At 72.7% G+C, this 21,986-nt stretch carries 14 protein-coding genes; 6 read left to right on the forward strand and 8 right to left on the reverse strand.

Annotated elements, in window-relative coordinates:
- Nucleotides 1-6 precede the first annotated feature (6 nt).
- The gene (locus AB4039_RS27080) at nt 7-615 is read right to left on the reverse strand and encodes a GNAT family N-acetyltransferase (RefSeq protein WP_266839362.1); all 609 of its coding nucleotides are present in this window, start codon (nt 613-615) and stop codon (nt 7-9) included.
- A 227-nt stretch (nt 616-842) separates the two neighbouring features.
- On the opposite strand from AB4039_RS27080, the gene secA reads away from it, so the two are divergent.
- The 5 genes from secA (at nt 843) to AB4039_RS27105 (ending at nt 10,968) form a co-directional block, all read left to right on the forward strand.
- A complete protein-coding gene (gene secA, locus AB4039_RS27085) occupies nt 843-3,647 on the forward strand; it encodes a preprotein translocase subunit SecA (RefSeq protein WP_266839361.1) in 2,805 nt (934 codons plus the stop codon).
- Between the two features lie 347 nt (nt 3,648-3,994).
- On the forward strand, nt 3,995-4,438 hold the full coding sequence (locus AB4039_RS27090) for an Rv3235 family protein (RefSeq protein WP_266839360.1): 444 nt from the start codon (nt 3,995-3,997) through the stop codon (nt 4,436-4,438).
- Nucleotides 4,439-4,469: 31 nt separating this feature from the next.
- The gene (locus AB4039_RS27095; RefSeq protein WP_266839358.1) at nt 4,470-4,970 is read left to right on the forward strand and encodes a DUF6912 family protein; all 501 of its coding nucleotides are present in this window, start codon (nt 4,470-4,472) and stop codon (nt 4,968-4,970) included.
- Nucleotides 4,967-5,635, forward strand: coding sequence for an HAD hydrolase-like protein (locus AB4039_RS27100; protein ID WP_266839357.1), 669 nt, complete (start codon nt 4,967-4,969; stop codon nt 5,633-5,635). Before AB4039_RS27095 ends, AB4039_RS27100 begins: the two co-directional genes overlap by 4 nt.
- Nucleotides 5,636-6,000: 365 nt before the next feature.
- Nucleotides 6,001-10,968, forward strand: a complete 4,968-nt coding sequence (locus AB4039_RS27105) for an NAD-glutamate dehydrogenase (protein ID WP_266839355.1) — start codon at nt 6,001-6,003, stop codon at nt 10,966-10,968.
- 95 nt (nt 10,969-11,063) lie between these two features.
- Here AB4039_RS27105 and AB4039_RS27110 read toward each other — a convergent pair whose 3' ends face one another.
- Nucleotides 11,064-11,879: an ABC transporter ATP-binding protein gene (locus AB4039_RS27110; protein WP_266839354.1), complete on the reverse strand. Its 816-nt coding sequence runs from the start codon at nt 11,877-11,879 to the stop codon at nt 11,064-11,066.
- Nucleotides 11,872-12,768 carry an ABC transporter permease gene (locus AB4039_RS27115; protein WP_266839353.1) on the reverse strand — a complete coding sequence of 299 codons (897 nt, stop codon included), beginning with the start codon at nt 12,766-12,768 and terminating at the stop codon, nt 11,872-11,874. Before AB4039_RS27115 ends, AB4039_RS27110 begins: the two co-directional genes overlap by 8 nt.
- A 161-nt stretch (nt 12,769-12,929) precedes the next feature.
- Between AB4039_RS27115 and AB4039_RS27120 the strand changes: the two genes are divergently transcribed.
- Nucleotides 12,930-13,544, forward strand: coding sequence for a TetR/AcrR family transcriptional regulator (locus tag AB4039_RS27120; RefSeq protein WP_266839352.1), 615 nt, complete (start codon nt 12,930-12,932; stop codon nt 13,542-13,544).
- A gap of 9 nt (nt 13,545-13,553) precedes the next feature.
- On the opposite strand, the gene AB4039_RS27125 is transcribed toward AB4039_RS27120, so the two are convergent.
- The 5 genes from AB4039_RS27125 to AB4039_RS27145 form a co-directional block, all read right to left on the reverse strand.
- Nucleotides 13,554-15,815 carry a bifunctional glycosyltransferase family 2 protein/CDP-glycerol:glycerophosphate glycerophosphotransferase gene (locus AB4039_RS27125; RefSeq protein ID WP_266839350.1) on the reverse strand — a complete coding sequence of 754 codons (2,262 nt, stop codon included), beginning with the start codon at nt 15,813-15,815 and terminating at the stop codon, nt 13,554-13,556.
- A gap of 124 nt (nt 15,816-15,939) precedes the next feature.
- A complete protein-coding gene (locus tag AB4039_RS27130) occupies nt 15,940-16,797 on the reverse strand; it encodes a carbohydrate ABC transporter permease (protein ID WP_266839349.1) in 858 nt (285 codons plus the stop codon).
- Nucleotides 16,794-18,323, reverse strand: coding sequence for a carbohydrate ABC transporter permease (locus tag AB4039_RS27135; protein ID WP_442272022.1), 1,530 nt, complete (start codon nt 18,321-18,323; stop codon nt 16,794-16,796). The genes AB4039_RS27130 and AB4039_RS27135 overlap by 4 nt, the downstream gene beginning before the upstream one ends.
- A gap of 4 nt (nt 18,324-18,327) precedes the next feature.
- A complete protein-coding gene (locus AB4039_RS27140) occupies nt 18,328-19,689 on the reverse strand; it encodes an ABC transporter substrate-binding protein (RefSeq protein ID WP_266839347.1) in 1,362 nt (453 codons plus the stop codon).
- A 128-nt stretch (nt 19,690-19,817) separates the two neighbouring features.
- On the reverse strand, nt 19,818-21,986 hold a 2,169-nt coding region (locus AB4039_RS27145; protein WP_442272023.1), incomplete at its 5' end, for an FtsK/SpoIIIE domain-containing protein.

Genomic DNA, 21,986 nt, shown 5'->3' on the forward strand with positions numbered 1-21,986 from the left:
GGCAGCCTAGGCGGCGCCACCGACAGCGGGTCCGGGCTGCCGGGCGGGGAGATGCGGCAGCGCGGGGGTCAGGCCGAGGTCCGAGGGGAGCAGCGCGCCGACCCAGGTGTCTCGCGCGGTGCCGTTGCGGAACAGGGCGGCCCGCAGGGTGCCCTCGAAGCGGAAGCCGGCCTTCTCGGCGACGGCCCGGGAGCCCTCGTTGCCGACCTCGGCGCGCCATTCCAGGCGTACGGCGCCGAGCTCGGTGAAGGCCCAGCGGGCGACGCCGTCCAGGGCCTCGGTCATGTAGCCGTTGCCGCGGTGTTCCCGGGTCGCCCAGTAGCCGACCTCGTACGACTTCTCGCCGAACGCCAGGTGCACGTGGACGCCGATGGCCGCGACCAGCGGGCCGCCGGCGCCGAGGCGGACCGCGAAGGGGTACCCCGTGTCCTCGCGCCAGCCGGTGGGTACCAGCTCGTTCACGAAGGTCTTCGCGTGCACGCGTTCGTAGGGGGAGGGGACCATGGTCCAGCGCTGGATGTCCGGGTCCTGGGCGGCGGCGTACACCTCGTCCTCGTCCGACGGGGCGAAGGGCCGCAGGTCCAGGCGGGGCGTGCGCAGCGTCGTGGGTTCCATGGAGGGATTGTGGCGGTCCGGGGGGACGGCGGGCGAGCAGTTTTCGTCCGGCCCGGCACCTTCGGCCCGGTCCACACGTTCTCATTCCGGGCACCCGTGCCCTGCGGACACGGCGGACCTCCCGGCGCGACCACGTCCTCGCTTACGATGGCCGTTGCGGTGGGGCCCACCTGCCGTGCCCGGTTACGAACAGTGCCCAGGCCCGACCGGCAAGGAGACAAACCTCGGTGTCCGTCTTCAACAAGCTCATGCGTGCAGGCGAAGGCAAGATCCTGCGCAAACTGCACCGCATCGCGGACCAGGTCAACTCCATCGAAGAGGACTTCGTCAACCTCTCCGACGCCGAGTTGCGCGCGCTCACGGACGAGTACAAGCAGCGCTACCAGGACGGCGAGAGCCTGGACGACCTGCTGCCCGAGGCCTTCGCGACCGTTCGCGAGGCCGCGAAGCGAGTGCTCGGCCAGCGGCACTACGACGTCCAGATCATGGGTGGTGCCGCGCTGCACCTCGGCTACGTCGCCGAGATGAAGACCGGTGAGGGCAAGACCCTCGTCGGCACGCTGCCGGCGTACCTGAACGCGCTGTCCGGCAAGGGCGTCCACCTGATCACGGTGAACGACTACCTCGCCGAGCGCGACTCCGAGATGATGGGCCGGGTCCACAAGTTCCTGGGCCTGTCGGTCGGCTGCATCCTGGCGAACATGTCCCCGGCGCAGCGCCGGGAGCAGTACAGCAGCGACATCACGTACGGCACGAACAACGAGTTCGGCTTCGACTACCTGCGCGACAACATGGCGTGGTCGCAGGACGAGCTGGTGCAGCGCGGCCACAACTTCGCCGTGGTCGACGAGGTCGACTCGATCCTCGTCGACGAGGCCCGTACCCCGCTGATCATCTCCGGTCCGGCCGACCAGGCCACGAAGTGGTACGCGGACTTCGCCAAGCTGGTCACCCGGCTGACCAAGGGCGAGGCCGGGCAGCCGCTCAAGGGCATCGAGGAGACCGGCGACTACGAGGTCGACGAGAAGAAGCGCACCGTCGGCATCCACGAGGCCGGTGTCGCGAAGGTCGAGGACTGGCTCGGCATCGAGAACCTGTACGAGTCGGTGAACACCCCCCTCGTCGGGTACCTCAACAACGCGATCAAGGCCAAGGAACTCTTCAAGATCGACAAGGACTACGTCGTCATCGACGGCGAAGTCATGATCGTCGACGAGCACACCGGCCGCATCCTCGCCGGCCGCCGCTACAACGAGGGCATGCACCAGGCGATCGAGGCGAAGGAAGGGGTGGACATCAAGGACGAGAACCAGACCCTCGCCACGATCACCCTGCAGAACTTCTTCCGCCTGTACTCGAAGCTGTCGGGCATGACCGGTACGGCCATGACCGAGGCCGCCGAGTTCCACCAGATCTACAAGCTGGGCGTCGTGCCGATCCCGACGAACCGGTCGATGCAGCGCAAGGACCAGCCCGACCTGATCTACCGCACCGAGGTCGCCAAGTTCGCGGCGGTCGTCGACGACATCGCGGAGAAGCACGAGAAGGGCCAGCCGATCCTCGTCGGCACGACGTCGGTCGAGAAGTCCGAGTACCTCTCCCAGCAGCTCTCGAAGCGGGGCATCCCGCACGAGGTGCTGAACGCCAAGCAGCACGAGCGCGAGGCGACGATCGTCGCCCAGGCCGGCCGCCGCGGCGCGGTCACGGTCGCCACGAACATGGCCGGCCGCGGTACCGACATCAAGCTCGGCGGCAACCCGGACGACCTCGCCGAGGCGGAGCTGCGCCAGCGCGGCATCGACCCGGAGGAGCACATCGAGGAGTGGGCGCAGGCCCTGCCCGAGGCGCTCAAGCGGGCCGAGGCGGCCGTGAAGGCCGAGTTCGAAGAGGTCAAGGAGCTCGGCGGCCTGTACGTGCTGGGCACCGAGCGGCACGAGTCGCGCCGTATCGACAACCAGCTGCGCGGCCGCTCCGGCCGTCAGGGCGACCCGGGCGAGTCCCGCTTCTACCTGTCGCTGGGCGACGACCTGATGCGCCTGTTCAAGGCGCAGATGGTCGAGCGGGTCATGGCGATGGCGAACGTGCCGGACGACGTGCCGATCGAGAACAAGATGGTCACGCGGGCCATCGCCTCGGCGCAGTCGCAGGTCGAGACCCAGAACTTCGAGACCCGCAAGAACGTCCTGAAGTACGACGAGGTCCTCAACAGCCAGCGCGAGGTCATCTACGGCGAGCGCCGCCGCGTCCTGGAGGGCGAGGACCTGCACGAGCAGGTCGTCTTCTTCATGGACGACACGATCGACGCGTACATCGCGGCCGAGACGGTCGAGGGCTTCGCCGAGGAGTGGGACCTGGAGCGGCTGTGGGGCGCCTTCCGGCAGCTCTACCCGATCAAGGTGACGGTGGAGGAGCTGGAGGAGGCCGCCGGCGACCGCGCGGGCATCACCGCCGAGTTCATCGCCGAGTCCGTCAAGGACGACATCCACGAGCAGTACGCGGCGCGCGAGAAGGCGCTCGGCTCCGACGTCATGCGTGAGCTGGAGCGGCGCGTGGTGCTGTCGGTGCTGGACCGCAAGTGGCGTGAGCACCTGTACGAGATGGACTACCTGCAGGAGGGCATCGGCCTGCGGGCGATGGCCCAGAAGGACCCGCTGGTCGAGTACCAGCGCGAGGGCTTCGACATGTTCAACGCCATGATGGAGGGCATCAAGGAGGAGTCCGTCGGCTACCTGTTCAACCTGGAGGTCCAGGTCGAGCAGCAGGTCGAGGAGGTTCCGGTGCAGGCCGCGGCGCCGTCCATGACGAAGGAGCCGGCCGGGGCCGCGCGTCCCGAGATCCGGGCGAAGGGGCTGGACGCCCCGCAGCGTCCGGACCGGCTGCACTTCTCCGCGCCGTCGGTGGACGGTGAGGGCGGGATCGTCGAGGGCGACTTCGACGCGGACGGCTCCGCCGGTGACGGCGGCGACGGGATGACGCGGGCGGAGCGGCGCAAGGCGCAGAAGGCCTCCGGTGGGCGTCGGCGCAAGAAGTAACCCCGTTCGGGGATTCGCGGGACCACCGGCCGGGGCCGGACACCGAGGGGTGTCCGGCCCCGGCCGCGTTGCGTTGCCGGGCGGGGGCGGATCCGGTGCGGCCGGTCGGGTGACGCGGGGTCGCCCATCGGGGGGTGGGGGAGGTCGGCTGAGGGGTCCGTCCGGGAGGTGGGGGCCGGACCGGGAGGGGTTCCGGGGGAGGACCGGTCACCCGGATAGGTGGTGCGGGGGAGGAGGTGCCGGGGAGGGGCGGTGTGGTTGCGGAGGGTGACCGGCGGTCGTAGAAAAAACGCGTCGAGTTACCGCCCGGTACCACCGCCGGGCCCGGCCCGTACGGGGGAACCGCCATGGACACCACCAAGAGCCCGACCCGCAGCCGTCCCGCCGGGCGGCGCGACGCGCGGCGGCCGGCCGGCACCCCGCGGGCCCGGCGCCGGCCCGGACCGCACGACTGGTTCGCGGAGCGCCTCCTGGCGGTGCTGAGCGGCCAGCGGCCCGTCCACTCGCTGCTGGGCCTCACGGTGGGCCCGGCCTACGAGCAGCTGGCCGACCTGGCCCCCACCGGGCCCCCGCTGGGCCGCCCCCGGCCCGTCCTGCGCCACTGCGGGCGCTTCCACCCCGGCCCGGGGGTCATCGAGGCCTTCGCCCGCATCGCCACCGGTGACCGCGTCTCGGCGATGGCCTTCCGCCTGGAACAGGGCCCGGACCTCCGCTGGCGCTGCGCGGCGGTCGAGATCCGGGGCCCGCGCACCCGGGGGGATTCGGCCCGCGGGGTGGCGGTCGTATCCTGAGGGCGTTTCCGACTACCGAAAGCAGCCGGCCATGCGCGTGTACGTCCCCCTGACACTCCCCGGTCTCGCCGAGGCGCACAAGGCGGGCGAGCTCGGGCCCGCCCCGCTCCGCGCCTACGCGGTGACCCCCGGGCTGCGGGAGTGGTACGTCTCCGACGACATCGAGGAGCTGGAGTACGCCGCCCTCAGCCGTGCCGCCGAGGCCTCCCTGCGCCTCCTGGCGGCCGACGAGGACGCCCCCCGCCGACGGGTCGTCGTCGCCCTCGACGTCGACGACAAGGCCGCCTCCGCGGTCCCCGGCCTCGACGAGGCCACCCTCGGCCAGGTCACCCTCGCCACCGCCGTACGGCTCAAGGTGGCCGCCGCCGTCCACGTCGACGCCGACGACGCGACGCAGGACGTCGCCGCGGCCGCCGCGGCGCTGCGGGCCGCCGACGCCGGGGACGACGACGCCCGCTTCACCGTCGACGGGGCCGAGGACCACGAGCTGCTGTGGTTCGGCGTCCAGGAGATTCCGGGGCTGCTGAAGTGAGCGGTGGCGGAGCCCACATCGTCTGGGACTGGAACGGCACGCTGCTGCACGACATCGATGCCGTCATCGTCGCGACCAACGCCTCCTTCGCGGAGTTCGGGTTCGCGCCGATCACCCTGGAGACGTACCGCGACCTGTACGTCGTACCGGTCCCGAAGTTCTACGAGCGCCTCATGGGCCGGCTGCCCACCGAGGAGGAGTGGCTCGTCATGGACGAGACCTTCCACCGGTACTACTGGGCGGCTGCCGCCGCGGCCGGCCTCGCCGAGGGCGCGCTGGAGCTGCTGCGCGGCTGGCAGGCCGACGGACTCACCCAGTCCCTGCTGTCCCTCGCACCCCACGACAAGCTCGTGCCGCTGGTGCGCACGCACGGCATAGACGGGCACTTCCTGCGCGTCGACGGCCGCACCGGGCCCTCCCACACCACCAAGGCGGGACACCTCGTACGCCATATGGCCGCCATGGAGCCCGCCGGAGTGGCCGCCGGCCGGACGGTCCTCATCGGCGACGCCGTGGACGACGCGCTCGCCGCGGCCCACGTGGGCGCACGGGCCGTGCTCTACACGGGCGGTTCGCACAGCCGGACCAGTCTCGAAGCCGCGGGCGTGCCCGTCGTCGACACCCTGGCCGAGGCCGTCGCCACCGCCCGCGAGCTGGCCGGATAAGAACCGGCACGGCCGGTCCGGCCACGTCGCTGGCCAGAGTGTCCAGGTTTCCCCCCGGGATTTGTACAGATGCTGTCAATGACGGCCGGGGGGTGGGGCGAGATAGCCTGGACCCGTGATCAGCGCGATAGTCATCGGGGGCACGGACGCCCCCGGCCCGCGCCCGGCGCACATCCGTGCCCGGGCCCTCGCTGGTCCCCACCGCCGGGACGTCCTGCCGATCATGGCCGAATCCCTCCCGGTCGGCTTTCCCGACGCCCCGGCGTCGACACAGAATCCGGACGCACCCACCGCCCCAGGGCGGCGCTGTGTCATTCCTTCCTTCACCTACGTCACGCAATGGCGCGCGACAGGAGCCAGAGGACATGCAGACCAAGCTGGACGAAGCAAAGGCCGAGCTGCTCGCGCGGGCGGCACGGGTAGCTGAGAACAGCCCGGCCGGGGGGCTACTTCCGACTGGGTCCGAGCAAGGGGAGCGTCCCGAACGGGGATCGACGCTCGCCTACCTCCAGCGCTACTACCTGCACACCGCCCCCGAGGACCTCGTCGACCGGGACCCGGTCGACGCGTTCGGTGCGGCACTCTCCCACTACCGGCTCGCCGAGAACCGGCCGCAGGGCACCGCGAACGTGCGCGTGCACACCCCCACGGTCGAGGAGAACGGCTGGACCTCCAGCCACTCCGTGGTCGAGGTCGTCACCGACGACATGCCCTTCCTCGTCGACTCCGTCACCAACGAGCTGTCCCGCCAGGGACGCGGCATCCACCTGGTGATCCACCCGCAGGTCGTCGTGCGCCGCGACGTCACCGGCAAGCTGATCGAGATCCTCGGCCCCGACTGCGACGCCCACGGTCCCAGGACCGCCCGCCCGCACGACTCCCTCGTCGAGTCCTGGATCCACGTCGAGATCGACCGCGAGACCGACAAGTCCGACCTCAAGCAGATCACCGGCGATCTGCTGCGCGTCCTGTCCGACGTCCGCGAGTCCGTCGAGGACTGGGAGAAGATGCGCGACGCCGCGCTGCGCATCGCCGAGGAGCTGCCGAACGAGCCCACCGCGCCCGACCTGCGCGAGTTCGAGCTCGAAGAGGCCCGCGAGCTGCTGCGCTGGCTCGCCGACGACCACTTCACCTTCCTCGGCTACCGCGAGTACAACCTCGTCGACGGCGACGCCCTCGCCGCCGTGCCCGGCACCGGCCTCGGCATCCTGCGCTCCGACCCGCTGCACAGCGGCAAGGAGGACGGCCACCCGGTGTCCCCGTCCTTCAACCGGCTGCCCGCCGACGCCCGCGCCAAGGCCCGCGAGCACCGCCTGCTGGTGCTGACCAAGGCCAACAGCCGCTCCACGGTGCACCGCCCCTCGTACCTCGACTACGTCGGCGTGAAGAAGTTCGACGCCGACGGCAACGTGGTCGGCGAGCGCCGCTTCCTCGGCCTGTTCTCCTCCGCCGCCTACACCGAGTCGGTGCGCCGCGTCCCGGTCATCCGCCGCAAGGTCACCGAGGTCCTGGACGGCGCCGGCTTCGCCCCGTCCAGCCACGACGGCCGCGACCTCCTCCAGATCCTGGAGACCTACCCGCGCGACGAGCTGTTCCAGACCCCGGTCGACAAGCTCCGCGAGATCGTCACCTCCGTCCTGTACCTCCAGGAACGCCGCCGGCTGCGGCTGTACCTGCGCCAGGACGAGTACGGCCGCTACTACTCCGCGCTGGTCTACCTGCCGCGCGACCGCTTCACCACCGGCGTGCGGCTGCGCCTGATGGACATCCTGCGGGAGGAGCTCGACGGCATCAGCGTCGACTTCACCGCCTGGAACACCGAGTCGATCCTCTCCCGCATCCACTTCGTCGTCCGCGTCCCGCAGGGCACCGAGCTGCCCGTGCTGACCGACTCCGACGTCGAGCGCATCGAGGGCCGGCTCGTCGAGGCCGCCCGCTCCTGGGCCGACGGCTTCGGCGAGGCGCTGACCGCCGAACTGGGCGAGGAGCGCGCCGCCGAGCTGCTGCGCAAGTACGGAACCTCCTTCCCCGAGGGCTACAAGGCCGACCACTCGCCGCGCGCGGCCGTCGCCGACCTGTGCCACCTGGAACGGCTCTCCGCGAGCGACCGCGAGTTCGCGCTGTCGCTGTACGAGCCGGTCGGCGCGGGCCCCGGCGAGCGCCGCTTCAAGATCTACCGCACCGGCGAGCAGGTCTCCCTCTCCGCCGTCCTGCCCGTCCTGCAGCGCCTGGGCGTCGAGGTCACCGACGAGCGTCCGTACGAGCTGCGCCGCACCGACCGGGTCAGCGCGTGGATCTACGACTTCGGTCTGCGGATGCCGCTCGCCCCGGGCAACGGCGACTCCTACCTCGGCGACGACGCCCGCGAGCGCTTCCAGGAGGCCTTCGCGGCCGTCTGGACCGGTGAGGCCGAGAACGACAACTTCAACACCCTCGTCCTCGGCGCCGGGCTGACCTGGCGGCAGGCCGTCGTGCTGCGCGCGTACGCCAAGTACCTGCGCCAGGCCGGCTCCACCTTCAGCCAGGACTACATGGAGGACACCCTCCGCAACAACGTCCACACCACCCGGCTGCTGGTCTCCCTCTTCGAGGCCCGGATGTCGCCCGGCCGCCAGGTCGCCGGCACCGAGCTCATCGACGCCATGCTGGAGGAGCTGGACGGGGCCCTGGACCAGGTCGCCTCGCTCGACGAGGACCGCATCCTGCGCGCCTTCCTCACCCTCATCAAGGCCACCCTGCGCACGAACTTCTTCCAGCTCGACGAGGCGGGCGAGCAGCACGCCTACGTGTCGATGAAGTTCGACCCGCAGGCCATCCCGGACCTGCCGGCCCCGCGTCCCGCCTTCGAGATCTGGGTGTACTCCCCGCGCGTCGAGGGCGTCCACCTGCGCTTCGGCAAGGTCGCCCGAGGCGGTCTGCGCTGGTCCGACCGGCGCGAGGACTTCCGCACGGAGGTCCTCGGCCTGGTCAAGGCGCAGATGGTCAAGAACACCGTCATCGTCCCGGTCGGCGCCAAGGGCGGCTTCGTCGCCAAGAACCTGCCCGACCCGTCGGTGGACCGCGACGCCTGGCTCGCCGAGGGCATCGCCTCGTACAAGATCTTCATCTCGGCGCTGCTCGACATCACCGACAACATGGTCGCCGGCGAGGTCGTGCCCCCGCAGGGCGTCGTACGCCACGACGAGGACGACACCTACCTCGTCGTCGCCGCCGACAAGGGCACCGCCACCTTCTCCGACATCGCCAACGGGGTCGCCGAGGACTACGGCTTCTGGCTGGGCGACGCCTTCGCCTCCGGCGGCAGCGCCGGCTACGACCACAAGGGCATGGGCATCACCGCCCGCGGTGCCTGGGAGTCGGTCAAGCGGCACTTCCGCGAGCTGGGCCACGACACCCAGACCGAGGACTTCACGGTCGTCGGCGTCGGCGACATGTCCGGCGACGTCTTCGGCAACGGCATGCTGCTCTCCGAGCACATCCGCCTCGTCGCCGCCTTCGACCACCGGCACATCTTCATCGACCCGAACCCGGACGCGGCCACCTCCTACGCCGAGCGCCGCCGCCTGTTCGACCTGCCGCGCTCCTCCTGGGCGGACTACGACACCGCGCTGCTGTCGGCGGGCGGCGGCGTCCACCCGCGCAGCGCCAAGGCCATCCCGCTGAACGCGCAGGTCCGCGAGGCCCTGGGCATCGAGGCGGGCGTCACCAAGATGACCCCGGCCGACCTGATGAAGGCCATCCTCCAGGCCCCCGTGGACCTGCTGTGGAACGGCGGCATCGGCACGTACGTCAAGGCGACCGCCGAGACCCACGCCGACGTCGGCGACAAGGCCAACGACGCCATCCGCGTCAACGGCTCCGACGTCCGCGCCCAGGTCATCGGTGAGGGCGGCAACCTGGGCCTGACCCAGCTCGGCCGCATCGAGTTCGCCCGCACCGGCGCCGGCGGCGAGGGCGGCAAGGTCAACACCGACGCCATCGACAACAGCGCGGGCGTGGACACCTCCGACCACGAGGTGAACATCAAGATCCTGCTCAACGCGGTCGTCGCGGACGGGGACATGACCGTCAAGCAGCGCAACAAGCTGCTCGCCGAGATGACCGACGAGGTGGGCCGTCTCGTCCTGCGCAACAACTACGCGCAGAACACCGCGCTCGCCAACGGCGCCGCCCAGGCGCCCAGCCTGCTCCACGCCCAGCAGCGCTTCATGCGCCGTCTGGAGCGGGCGGGCCTGCTCGACCGGGGGCTGGAGTTCCTGCCCACCGACCGGCAGATCCGCGAGCTGCTGAGCAACGGCAAGGGCCTGACCCAGCCGGAGCTGGCCGTGCTGTTCGCCTACACCAAGATCACGGTGGCGGGTGAACTCATCAGCACCGAGCTGCCGGACGACCCGTACCTGCGCCGCCTGCTGCACGCGTACTTCCCCGGCGCCCTGCTCTCCAGGTTCCAGGAGCAGATCGACGCCCACGCGCTGCGCCGGGAGATCATCACCACCCTGCTGGTCAACGACACCGTCAACACCGGCGGTTCGACCTTCCTGCACCGCCTGAAGGAAGAGACCGGCGCCTCGACGGAGGAGATCGTCCGGGCGCAGCTCGCGGCCCGCGAGATCTTCGGCCTGGCCGACGTGTGGGACGCGGTCGAGGCCCTCGACAACAAGGTCGCCGCCGACGTCCAGACCCGGGTGCGCCTGCACTCGCGGCGCCTGGTCGAGCGCGGTACGCGCTGGCTGCTCAACAACCGGCCGCAGCCCCTCCAGATCACCGAGACCATCGAGCTGTTCGCGGCCCGGGTCGAGCAGGTGTGGTCGGAGCTGCCGAAGCTGGTGCGCGGCGCCGACCTGGAGTGGTACGGGTCGATCCTGGACGAGCTGACCGGCGAGGGCGTGCCGGAGGAGCTCGCGGCGAAGGTGGCCGGCTTCTCGTCCGCGTTCCCGATGCTGGACGTCGTCGCCATCGCCGACCGGACCGGCGTGGACCCCCTCGCCGTCGCCGAGGTGTACTACGACCTCGCCGACCGCCTGGACATCACGCAGCTGATGGACCGGATCATCGAGCTCCCGCGGTCCGACCGCTGGCAGTCCATGGCCCGTGCCTCCATCCGCGAGGAGCTGTTCGCGGCGCACGCCGCGCTGACCGCCGACGTGCTGGCGGCCGGCAACGGCACTTCGACCCCCGAGGAGCGCTTCAAGCTCTGGGAGGAGAAGAACGCGGCGATCATCGGCCGGGCCCGGACGACCCTGGACGAGATCCGGGGCTCGGACGACTTCGACCTGGCGAACCTGTCCGTGGCGATGCGCACCATGCGCTCGCTGCTGCGCGCGCACAGCTGAGTGACGCCCCCTCAGGGGGGTGGGTGAACGGGCGGCCCGGGACCATCGGTTCCGGGCCGCCCGTCGTGCGTCGCGCCGCAGGCCGTACGGGTGGGTCAGCCGCCCGAGGTGAAGGCCTCGTACGCGTCGCAGACCTCCTTGGAGGGGCCGTCCATGCGCAGGACGCCCGATTCCAGCCAGATCGCGCGGTCGCAGGTCTCGCGGACCGTTGCGATGCCGTGGCTGACGAGGAAGACGGTGCCCGCGCGGGCGCGCAGTTCCTCGATGCGGGCCTGGCTGCGGCGTTGGAAGGCGGCGTCGCCCGTGGCCAGGGCCTCGTCGATCATCAGGACGTCGTGGTCCTTGGCGGCGGCGATGGAGAACCGCAGCCGGGCGCCCATGCCGGAGGAGTAGGTGCGCATGGGCAGGGAGATGAAGTCGCCCTTCTCGTTGATGCCGGAGAAGTCGACGATGTCCTGGTAGCGCTCGCGGATCTGCCGGCGGGTCATGCCCATGGCGAGTCCGCCGAGGACCACGTTGCGCTCGCCGGTGAGGTCGTTCATCAGGGCCGCGTTCACGCCCAGCAGCGAGGGCTGGCCGTGCGAGTAGACCGCCCCGGAGGCCACGGGCTGGAGTCCGGCGATGGCCTTGAGGAGGGTGGACTTGCCGGAGCCGTTGGAGCCGATGAGCCCGATCGCCTCGCCCTTGTAGGCGGTGAAGCTGACGCCCTTGACGGCGTGCACCTCACGGATGCCGGGCGCCGGCCGGCGGGAGAAGATCCGGCTGAGGGCGGCGGTGGCGCCGCCCTTGCGGGTGCCGGCGCCGTGCACCTTGTAGATGACGTGGACCTCGTCGGCGATCACGGTCGGGACGCGGGTGCCGGCCGTCGTGCGGTCGGTGGGCGTCGTGCTGCGGGTCAGGGTGTCAGCCACGGCCGTACTCCTCCTCTGCCTTCCAGAAGTAGACGAACCCGCCGACGCCGGCGAGCAGGGCCCAGCCGATGGCGATCGGCCAGACGTGGTGGGGCAGTGAGGCGGCCTTGAAGCTGTCGATCAGCGCGAAGCGCATGAGGTCGATGTAGACGGCCGCCGGGTTGGTCTTGAGCAGCAGGGTGATCCAGTGCGGCAGGTGGTCCGTCTTCAGGATGGAGTCGATGGACCACATCACGCCGGAGGAGTACATCCAGGTGCGCAGGACGAACGGCATCAGCTGGCTGACGTCCGGGTTCTTGCTGCCGATGCGGGCCATGACCATGGCGCAGCCCGCGCAGAAGACGGCCATCAGGAAGAGCGCCGGGAGGGCGATCAGCCAGGCCGGGCCGGGGGTCTGGCCGCAGGCCAGGAGCAGGACGACCAGGGCGCCCATGGTGACGAGCAGCTGCTGGAAGAGCTGCACGACGGAGGAGATGGGCAGGCTGGCGCGGGGGAAGTGCAGGGCGCGGACCAGGCCGAGGTTGCCGTGGACGGCGCGGGTGCCGGCGTTGATGGAGCTGCCGATGAAGTCCCAGACGAAGACGCCGGTGATCAGGAACGGCACGTAGTCCGGCACGCCGTGGCTGGCGCGCATGACGACGCCGAAGATGAAGTAGTAGACGGCCGCGTTGAGCAGCGGGGTCATCAGGTGCCAGACCTGGCCGAGCTTGGCCGTGCTGTACGTGGCCTGCATGCGGGCGCCGGCGTACGCCGTCACGAAGTGGCGGCGGCCCCAGAGCTGCGCGAGGTAGCGGGGCAGGGAGGGGCGGGCGCCGCTGACGGTCAGGCCGTGGGCTGCGGCCAGCTCTGCGGGGCTCTGCGGTGCGGTAACGGTGGTGGTCACGGTCACGGGGAGTCGCTTTCGACGGGGGCGGGGCGTCGCTGGCGGGGGTGCCTCCCAGCGGAGACTGGGGACGGGACGGGTCCGTATCGTCGCTACGTGGAGCGTAGGGCCCTCGACGTCGGAACGCAACCGTATCGTCGTGACGTGGCCGCCGCTATGCTCTGTGCATGACCACCGAGCCCTCCCCCGCCCCCGCCCGCCGCGCCCCCGCCGGGGCCGCCGTCCTGCGCGAGGACGTGACCGAGGCGATCCGGGCCGCGGTCGTCGAGGAACTCGCGGCGGTCGGCTTCGCCCGGATGTCCATCGAGGGCATCGCCCGGCGCGCGGGGGTCGGCAAGACCGCCGTGTACCGGCGCTGGAAGTCCAAGCTCCACCTGGTGCTCGACCTGGTGGGCGCCTTCGCCGCCGACGGGCTGCCGGTGCCGGCCACCGGGTCCCTCTACGGGGACCTGCGGGCCCTGCTGGAGGTCATGTCCCACGTGCTGCGCCACCCCGTGGCCTCGGCGGTCATCCCCGACCTGCTGGTGGAGGCCGCCCGGAACCCGGAGATCGCCGACGCGGTGCGCGGGGCCCTCCTCGACGGCCAGCGCAGGCTCGCCGAGGGGATCGTCGCCGAGGCCGTCGAGCGGGGGGAACTGCCCGGGACGGCCTGCCCGGAGCGGGCACTGGACCTGGCGATCGGGCCGCTGTACTGGCGGCAGGTGGTCGTGCGCGACGCCGTGCCGGCCGGCTATCTCGACGACCTGGCGCGCGCGGTCGTGGCGGGGCTGCGGGCCGGCTAGCAGGACGCGTCAGAACGCGTAGCGGTGCGTCAGCGTCGGTTCCGGGGCCTGGGACGGGGCCGGCGGGGCGGGGCGGCGGTCCTCCGGCGGGGTGATCGCCGGCAGCGGCGCCGACTGGCCCAGGAAGATCCGGCGGACCACCCGTTCCGCCGCGTGCCCGTCGTCGAAGGAGCAGAACCGCGACCTGAAGGCGGAGCGCAGCTGCGCCGAGCGCGACCCCTGCCAGTGGCCGGTGGCGAAGATGTCCACGAGCTCGTCCTCGGTGCGCGCGATCGCCCCCGGCGGGCAGGCGCGCAGGTCGAAGTAGGTCCCGCGGGCGGCCTCGTACGCCTCCCAGTCGTCCGCGTGGATCACGATCGGCCGGTCCAGCGCCGCGTAGTCGAACATCAGGGACGAGTAGTCCGTGACCAGCGCGTCCGAGGCCAGGCAGAGCTCCTCCACCGACGGGTGGGCGGAGACGTCGATCAGCCGCGGGTGCGGGTCCCACGGCCGGTCCGTGCCCGCGTACGTCAGGTGCGTGCGGGCGAGCAGCGTGAAGCGCGGGCCCAGGTCCCGCAGGACCCGCTCGAAGTCCAGGTGCTCGGGCCGGCTGCGGCGGTAGTCGCGGTGCGTCGGGGCGTAGAGGATCGCCGTGGAACCGGGCGGGACGCCCAGGCGTTCGCGCAGCTCCAGCACGTCGGACTGGGTGGCCCGGTGGAAGGCGTCGTTGCGCGGATAGCCGTATTCGAGGGTGGTGTACGAGGACGGCACCGCCCGCTCCCAGACCAGGGTGGAGTGCCGGTTCGAGGAGAGCAGGTAGTCCCACTGGTCGGCGCCGCGCAGCAGGCCGGCGAAGTCCGGGGTCGGGGTGGCCGCCGGACGGTCCTGGAGGTCGAGGCCGACCCGCTTGAGCGGGGTGCCGTGCTGGGTCTGCACCAGGATCTGCCCCGGGCGCTTGATCAGGGCGCGGTCGAAGTTGACGTTCGTGGTGAGGTACGTCGCGCGGGCCAGGGCCGTCCAGTACGCGGCCGAGCCCGGCCGCAGCGGGGTGGTCTCGGGCGGGAGCGTCGGGGTGTGCCGGGGCTCGCAGATCCACGCCGTGCGCATCCGCGGGGCCAGTTCCCGCAGCTTCGCCTCGATGGCCGCCGGGTTGCAGGCGTAGCCGCCGTGCCAGTACGCGGAGAACACCGCCAGCTCCGGGCGCAGCGGCAGCAGGCGCTGGGTCCGGTAGTGCAGGCGCAGACAGGACTCGCGCAGCCCCCGCCCCAGCGCGGCCCCCGCACGGCCCGCCGCCAGGGACGCCGAGCGCAGCACGGACAGCAGCCGGTAGGCGCGCCGCAGGCCCAGCCGCATCAGGGCGTGCCGCAGCCGGTCCGTGCGGGACAGGGACAGCGGCAGGGAGCCGGAGCCCGCGCCGGGGGCCCGGTGGCGGCGCAGCAGGGCCGAGGCCCGCGCGAAGAACTCCGGGCGGGCGCCGCGCGGGATGCGGCCCCGGTGGGCGTACAGGACGCAGAAGTGCTCGGCCATCCGCCGGTGCACGGCCGGCCGCCAGCGCTCCAGCTCCGGGCGGGTGGCGAGGTAGCCGAAGACCCGCTCGTACTGGTCGAAGACGTCCAGGTGGCGGCGGGTGGAGGTGGTCAGGATCGAGCCGGTGCGGCGCTGGCGGTAGTGGACGCAGACCCGGTCGAGGACGGCCACGGACTCGGCGGCCAGCAGCGCCGGATAGGTCCAGGGGGTGTCCTCGTAGAAGCCGGGCGGGAACGAGAGGCCCTCGCGCTCCACGTACTCGCGGCGGTACGCCTTGTTCCACACCACCATCAGCATGCCGAGGAGGGAGGGGCGGTCGGCGAGGCGGAAGCTGGCCGGGCCCTCTTCGCGGAGGCGGTCCGCGAGCCGGTTGCGGACCAGTTCGCCGGTCCAGAAGGAGCGGGCGTAGTCGTAGACCAGGACGTCGGGGGAGCCCGTGGCCTTGAGCCGGTCGGTGATGGCCTGGAGGGCGCCGGGGGCCAGGGTGTCGTCGCCGTCGAGGAAGACCACGTAGTCGCCGCCCGCGCGGGCCAGACCCGCGTTGCGGGCCGGGCCCAGGCCGAGGTTGTGCGCCAGGTGCACGGCGGTGACCCGGGGGTCGCGCGCCGCGTACTCGTCGATGATCGAGCCGCAGGCGTCCGGGGAGGCGTCGTCGACCGCGATCAGCTCCAGATCCGGGTACGACTGGGACAGGACCGACTCCAGGCTCTCCTGGAGGTACGCCTGAACCTTGTACGCGGGCACGATGACGCTGAACCGGGGCACGGCACATCCAGGGGTCGGCGCGGGCATGTGGCCCAGGAACCGCGCGCGCGGCGTTCGGGTTACGCACGGTGTGGCAATCGGGTTACCGGCGTCAACACCGCACGTCAATGCCGTGATCACGGTGCTACTTGACAGCTCCGGCCATCACCCCCGTCACGAACTGCCGCTGGAACGCGAAGAAGACGACGAGCGGCACCACCATCGACAGGAAGGCCCCGGGGGCCAGGACGTCGATGTTGTTCCCGAACTGCCGCACCTGCTGCTGGAGCGCCACCGTGATGGGCGGGTGCGCCGAGTTCGCGAACACCAGCGCCACCAGCATGTCGTTCCACACCCACAGGAACTGGAAGATGCCGAGCGAGGCGATCGCCGGACCGCCCAGCGGGAGCACCACCCGGGCGAACAGCCGCAGTTCGCCCGCTCCGTCCAGGCGCGCCGCCTCCAGCAGCTCGCGCGGGATCTCCGCGAAGAAGTTGCGCAGCAGGAACACCGCGAAGGGCAGGCCGAAGGCGGTGTGGAAGAGCACCACCCCCGCCGTGGTCTCGAACAGGCCGATGGCCCCGAAGAGTTCGGACACCGGGATCAGCGCCACCTGCACGGGCACCACCAACAGCCCCACCACGACCAGGAAGAGCCAGTCCCGGCCCGGGAAATCCAGCCAGGCGAAGGCGTATCCGGCGAGCGAGCCCAGTACGAGCACGAGCAGGGTCGCCGGAACGGCGATCGCCACCGTGTTCAGCAGCGAGCCGGTGATGGTGTCGTTCGCCAGCAGGCGGCCGTAGTTCGTCACCGTCAGCTTCGAGGGCGCGGTCAGCGCCCGCCACCAGCCGCCCGTGTTCAGGTCGGTGGGGGACAGGAACGAGGAGATCAGCAGCCCGAGGGTGGGCAGCAGCCAGAAGAGCGCGGCCAGGACGAGGAAGACGCGGGTGGCGCCGGCCGCGGCGCGGGCCGCGAGCCGGCCGACGGTGCCGGGTGTGCTCATCGGGACCCCTCCTTCCGCAGCCTGCGGATGTTCAGCAGCATCACGGGCACCACCAGAATCAGCAGCAGCACCGCGATGGCACTGCCCAGCCCCTGGTCGGCGTCCGTACCGAACGACGTCCGGTACAGCTGCAGCGCCAGTACGTTCGCGTCGTCCTGGACCGCGCCCGGCGCGATCACGAAGACCAGGTCGAAGATCTTCATGACGTTGATGACGAGGGTCACCAGGACCACCGCCAGCACCGGCGCGAGCAGCGGCACGGTGATCCGCCGGAACACCTGCCACTCACCCGCCCCGTCCACCCGCGCCGCCTCCAGCAGCTCCCGCGGTACGGCCGCCAGCCCGGCCCCGATCAGCACCATCGCGAACCCGGCCCACATCCACACGTACGCCCCGATCACCGCCGGGGTCACCAGCACCGGCCCGAGCCACTCCACCCCCGCGTACGCCTCCCGGAAGTTGGACCCCGGCAGCCGCAGCAGCGCCCCGTCCGCCGTCGCCGGCAGGGCGAAGGTGCCGTCCGCGCGGGCCGTCGTCGAAGCCACCACCCGCCCGTCGCGCACCGCCTCCACGCGCATCCCGGCGAAACCCCGCTCGGTCGGGTCGACCGCGTTCGTCCGGCCGCCCCCGCCCCGGGTGAAGTCCTGCCAGACGGTGCCGGTGACCTTCCCCGGTTCCGCGGGCGCCGCCGCGGCCGTACGGGTCCCCGCCGGCAGGGCCTCCGGCGCCACCCCGACCAGCGGCAGCAGCACCGGAACGCCCGCCCGTACGGGCGCCCGCGTCACGAAGGCGCCCCCGTCGGCGGGGTCCAGCGGGGAGTCCCGGCCCGGCCGGGCCTTGGGGAAGGCCGAGGACTCCGCGAAGGTGTCGTGCACCCCCACCCAGACCGCGTTGGCCACGCCCCGGTGGGGGTCGTGGTCGTAGACGAGCCGGAAGATGATGCCCGCCGCCAGCATCGAGATCGCCATCGGCATGAAGACGAGCAGCTTGAACGCCGTCCCCCAGCGCACCCGTTCGGTGAGCACCGCGAAGACCAGGCCGAGGGCGGTGGCCACCGTCGGCGCCAGCACCACCCACAGGGCGGTGTTGCGCAGCGCCGTGCGGATGGTCGGGTCGCTCAGGATCTCCCGGTAGTTGCCCGCGCCGACGAACACGTCCCCGGAGCGGTCGAAGAGGCTGCGGTAGAGGGAGTACCCGATGGGCTGCACGACGAGCGCGCCCAGCAGCACCAGCGCCGGCAGGAGGAACGCCGCCGCGATCAGCCGCCGCCGCCCGGCCGCGGACCGACCGGGCGGCGTCGGGTCGCCGGACGGCCGGCTGCCGGAGGGCCGGCTGCCTGCCGTCCGTCCGCCTGTCGTCGGTCCGCCTGCCGTTCGTCCGCCTGTCGTCCGTCCGCCTGTCGTCGATCCGGCCGGCGACCGGCCGTCCGGCGCGTTCTCCGTGCCCGCGCCCGTGCCCGCTGCGCGCGCCGCCGCCGTCCCGTCGTCCGGATCCCCGGCCGGCCCCTTGCCGGTCGTGGCCGTCACCGGATCAGTTCCCGTAGGCCTTGGCCGCGTCCGCCTCCAGTTTCGCCTGGGTGCCCGCCACGTCCGACGGGTTCGCCAGGAAGTCCTGGAGCGCCTTCCACTCCCCGGCGCCCGGCGTCCCGCCGAACGCCGCCGGAGCCTGGTCCGACATGTCGAAGCGGAAGTCGTCGCCCGCCGCGACCAGCGCCTTCGCGATGTCCCGCTGGATCGGATTCGGGTACGCCCCCGGGTCCACGGCCTTGTTCGGGGAGACGAAACCGCCCTCGCGGGCCTGGATCTCCGCCGCGTCCGCCGAGGCCAGGAACGTCAGCAGCGCCTGCGCGCCCTTCGACGGCTTCAGCGCCACCGCCACGTCACCGCCCGACACCACCGGCGCCTTCGCGCCCACCGCCGGGAACGGGAACACCTTGGCGCCCTCGCCCACCTTCTCCCCGGTCTGCGCGATGTTCACCGCCACGAAGTCGCCCTCGAAGACCATCGCCGCCGCGGGCCGGTCGCCCCCGGTGAAGGTCTGCGTCACCGACTTCGGGAACTCCGTCGCCAGCGCCCCGCCGGAACCGCCCGCCAGGAAGTCCTTGCGGCCGAACAGCTCCCCGAGCGTGGTCAGCGCCTCCTTGACGCTGTCGTCCGTCCACTTCAGCTCGTGCCGCGCCAGCCGGTCGTACTTCTGCGGACCGGCCTGCGACAGGTAGACGTTCTCGAACCAGTCCGTCAGGGTCCAGCCGTCCGCGCCCGCCACCGAGACCGCCGGGGTGCCGGAGGCGGACAGCGTGTCCGCCGCCGCGATCAGTTCCTTCCAGGTCTTGGGGGGCGCGACGCCCGCCGCCTCGAAGGCCTTCGCGTTGTACCAGACCAGCGACTTGTTGGCCGCCTTGTAGTACACCCCGTACTGGGTGCCGTCGACCGCGCCCAGCTTCTTCCAGCCCGCCGAGTAGTTCGCGTCCAGCTGGGCCGCGGCCTCCGGGCCCACCGGCTGCGCCCACTTGTTCCGGACCGCCGACACCAGCGCCCCGACCTGCGGGAGCAGCGCCACGTCCGGCGGCTGACCGCCCGCGATCTTGGTGCCGAGGAAGGTGACGATGGGATCCTGGGCCGGTACGAAGGTCACCTTCGCGCCCGTGCGCTTCTCGAACTCCTTGAGCACCTTCGTGAAGTTGGCCTGCTCCGGCCCCGTCCAGACCGCGGCGACCTCCAGCTTCTCGCCGGGCAGTTTCGGTAACTCCACCCGCGGCGCCGCCGATCCGCTCGGCCCGCGATCCTGCGGTCCCGGCTGCGGACCGTCCCCGCACGCCGACAGCGCGAGCGCCCCCGCGGCCGCCAGGGCCGCCCACCCGATCGTCGTCCGGCTCGTTCCGTGCTTGCGCATGGCTGTGCCCCCGATGCCCGTGTGTGTCCCGGACCACAAGGTCTACGCCGACCCGCGCGGCCCCGCAATACCGCGTGACGGGGCCGTCGGGGGCCGTCGAGGGGTCGCCGCGGGGGAGGCGGGGGACGTCAGGGGGCGGGCGGGAACAGCACCGGGGTCGCCGACACCAGGTGGGAGGCCCGGTCGAGGGCACTGGCCAGCAGCGCCAGGTCCGTCGGGCCGTTGCCCAGCTCGCGCACCGGGCGGCGGGTCGGCGGATCACCCATCCGGTCCCACTCCACCGGCACCACCGTCGGCCGCAGCGTCGCCGTGCGCGGGATCCGGCCCGTGACCCGGCCCGCCTGGAACGGCACCGCACGCCCGTCCGCGTACCGCAGCACGCCGCGGCCCGGACCCGGCTGGTCCGGGGCCTCCAGCCCGACCCGCAGCGTGGAGCGCCGGGCCAGCTCGGTGTCGGCCGTACGGTCCGGGCGGGCGCTCGTCGCTATCAGGTGCACCCCGAGGCGGGTGCCCTCCCGGGCCACCGCCTCCAGCGCCCGCACCACCGAACCGGCGGCCGGCCGGCCCGTACTGCCCAGCGCGGGCGCGACGAGCGCGTCGAAGTCGTCCACCAGCACCACCAGCCGGGGCAGCGGACTCGGCCCCGCCGCCGGCTCGGTGCGCGGCGCGGAGGCCCGCAGCCGCAGGGTGCCGCTGCGCTGCGGATCGAGGTCACCGCGCAGCTCGCCCGGCGTGGGCTGGCGGGGCGCGACCATCCGGCCCGTCAGCTCCCGGCCCGCGTGCCACTCCGCGAACGCCGTCCCGTCCAGCAGTTCGTGGCGGCGCTTCAGTTCGGCGCCGAGGGCCTGCGCGAACTCCCGCATGCGCAGCGGGTCCGAGGCCACCAGGTGGGCCGACACGTGCGGGAGTTCCGTGCAGGGCGCGAGGCCGTCGCCGCGCTCCCCGCCGGCGCCGTCCAGCAGGACCAGGCCCAGGCGGTCGGGGCGGGCCGCCGCCGACAGGGACGCCGCCAGCGAACGCAGCAGCTCCGTCCGGCCGCTGCCGGCGGGCCCCTCCACCAGCAGGTGCGGACCGTCGTGGACCAGCTCGGCACCGACCGGCCCGCGCCGGCCCGCGCCGAGGACGATCTCCACCCGGCCGCCGACGCCCTGGCCCTGATCGGTGGCGGCCGCCCAGCGGGCCATCAGGGAGGCCGGGGTGGCCCGGGCCAGGCCGAGCTCGTCGAGGAGCCGCGCGGTCGCCGGGAGGCTCGCGGCGGCCGGACGGTACCCGGCGCCCTCCGCGGGCGCCGTGTCCGCGCGCAGCGGCGCCAGGGCCCGGGCGAACCGCTCCGCCCAGGCGGCGGAGACCCCGTCCGCGACCGCCGTCTCCCCGGGTCCGGCCGGCCGGCCGCCCGCGACGGGGAGGCTGCGCACCGCCGTGGCCACGTCGCCGCTCAGCAGGGCGGCCCGGCCGCAGTCGCGGAACGCCGGGGAGCTCGCGCAGGCCGCCTCGTACGTCGCGGCCACGGGGGAGGCGGGCGTCGCCGCCGGGGCCTGCGCGAGGACGAGGACGTGGATGCCCGCCGCCGGCCCGTGCGAGGCCAGCCGGCCCGTCACCTCGCGCAGGTGGCCCGCGCCCGGATCGCCGTCCACGACCACCAGCGTGCGGGGCCCCTCGTAGGCGTGCGCGGCCCGGCGCAGCGCCTCCGCGTCGGCGGAGGCCCAGTTGGTGCCGAGCGCGCTGTCGTCCAGCCTCCGGGTCAGCTCCCCGGTCCGCGCGGTCGCCTGGTCCCGGTCGTACGCGAGCAGCAGCCGGCAGTCCTGGCCGTGCGCCGGGCGTACGTGGGGCAGCCAGCCCAGCCAGCCCCAGTCGCGCCGCCGCTCCTGCACGGGGTACGCGCGGTCCGCCGCCAGCAGCACGATCTCCAGCCGCGCGGGCGCGTGCAGCCCGGCCAGCTGGGCGATCACGGACCGGGCGACGCCGGTCAGCCGGTCCCGCGGCCCCGCGATCCCGAGCGAGCCGCACTCGCGCAGCGAGACCCGGCTGCCCGCGCCGAGCCCCGCCTCCAGGAACCCGGGGTGTCCGGCCCCGCGCGACCACAGCCGCCGGGTCGGCCCGAGCGCGGCCAGCAGCAGTGCCGCCGGGTCGTCGGCGTCCGGTGCCGCGGCCCTGGCCGGCGCGTCCGGTTCCGCCTCCGCCGCCTGCTCGGGCTCCTCCCCGCGCACCCACCTGCGCGCCCAGGCCCCGAGCCCCCGGCGCTTGGCCGCGCCGGGCGTCCCGGGCTGCGCCCCGTCTCCGGGCGTCTGGGGCAGGGG

This window comes from Streptomyces sp. M-16 (genome assembly GCF_052114405.1).
Taxonomy (GTDB): domain Bacteria; phylum Actinomycetota; class Actinomycetes; order Streptomycetales; family Streptomycetaceae; genus Streptomyces.

Excerpts from the sequence above, each read along its gene's own strand:
- AB4039_RS27080 (WP_266839362.1), bottom strand. The coding sequence starts at position 615 with ATGGAACCCACGACGCTGCGCACGCCCCGCCTGGACCTGCGGCCCTTC.
- AB4039_RS27090 (WP_266839360.1), top strand. The coding sequence starts at position 3,995 with ATGGACACCACCAAGAGCCCGACCCGCAGCCGTCCCGCCGGGCGGCGC.
- AB4039_RS27095 (WP_266839358.1), top strand. The coding sequence starts at position 4,470 with ATGCGCGTGTACGTCCCCCTGACACTCCCCGGTCTCGCCGAGGCGCAC.
- AB4039_RS27105 (WP_266839355.1), top strand. The coding sequence starts at position 6,001 with ATGCAGACCAAGCTGGACGAAGCAAAGGCCGAGCTGCTCGCGCGGGCG.
- AB4039_RS27120 (WP_266839352.1), top strand. The coding sequence starts at position 12,930 with ATGACCACCGAGCCCTCCCCCGCCCCCGCCCGCCGCGCCCCCGCCGGG.
- AB4039_RS27130 (WP_266839349.1), bottom strand. The coding sequence starts at position 16,797 with ATGAGCACACCCGGCACCGTCGGCCGGCTCGCGGCCCGCGCCGCGGCC.
- AB4039_RS27140 (WP_266839347.1), bottom strand. The coding sequence starts at position 19,689 with ATGCGCAAGCACGGAACGAGCCGGACGACGATCGGGTGGGCGGCCCTG.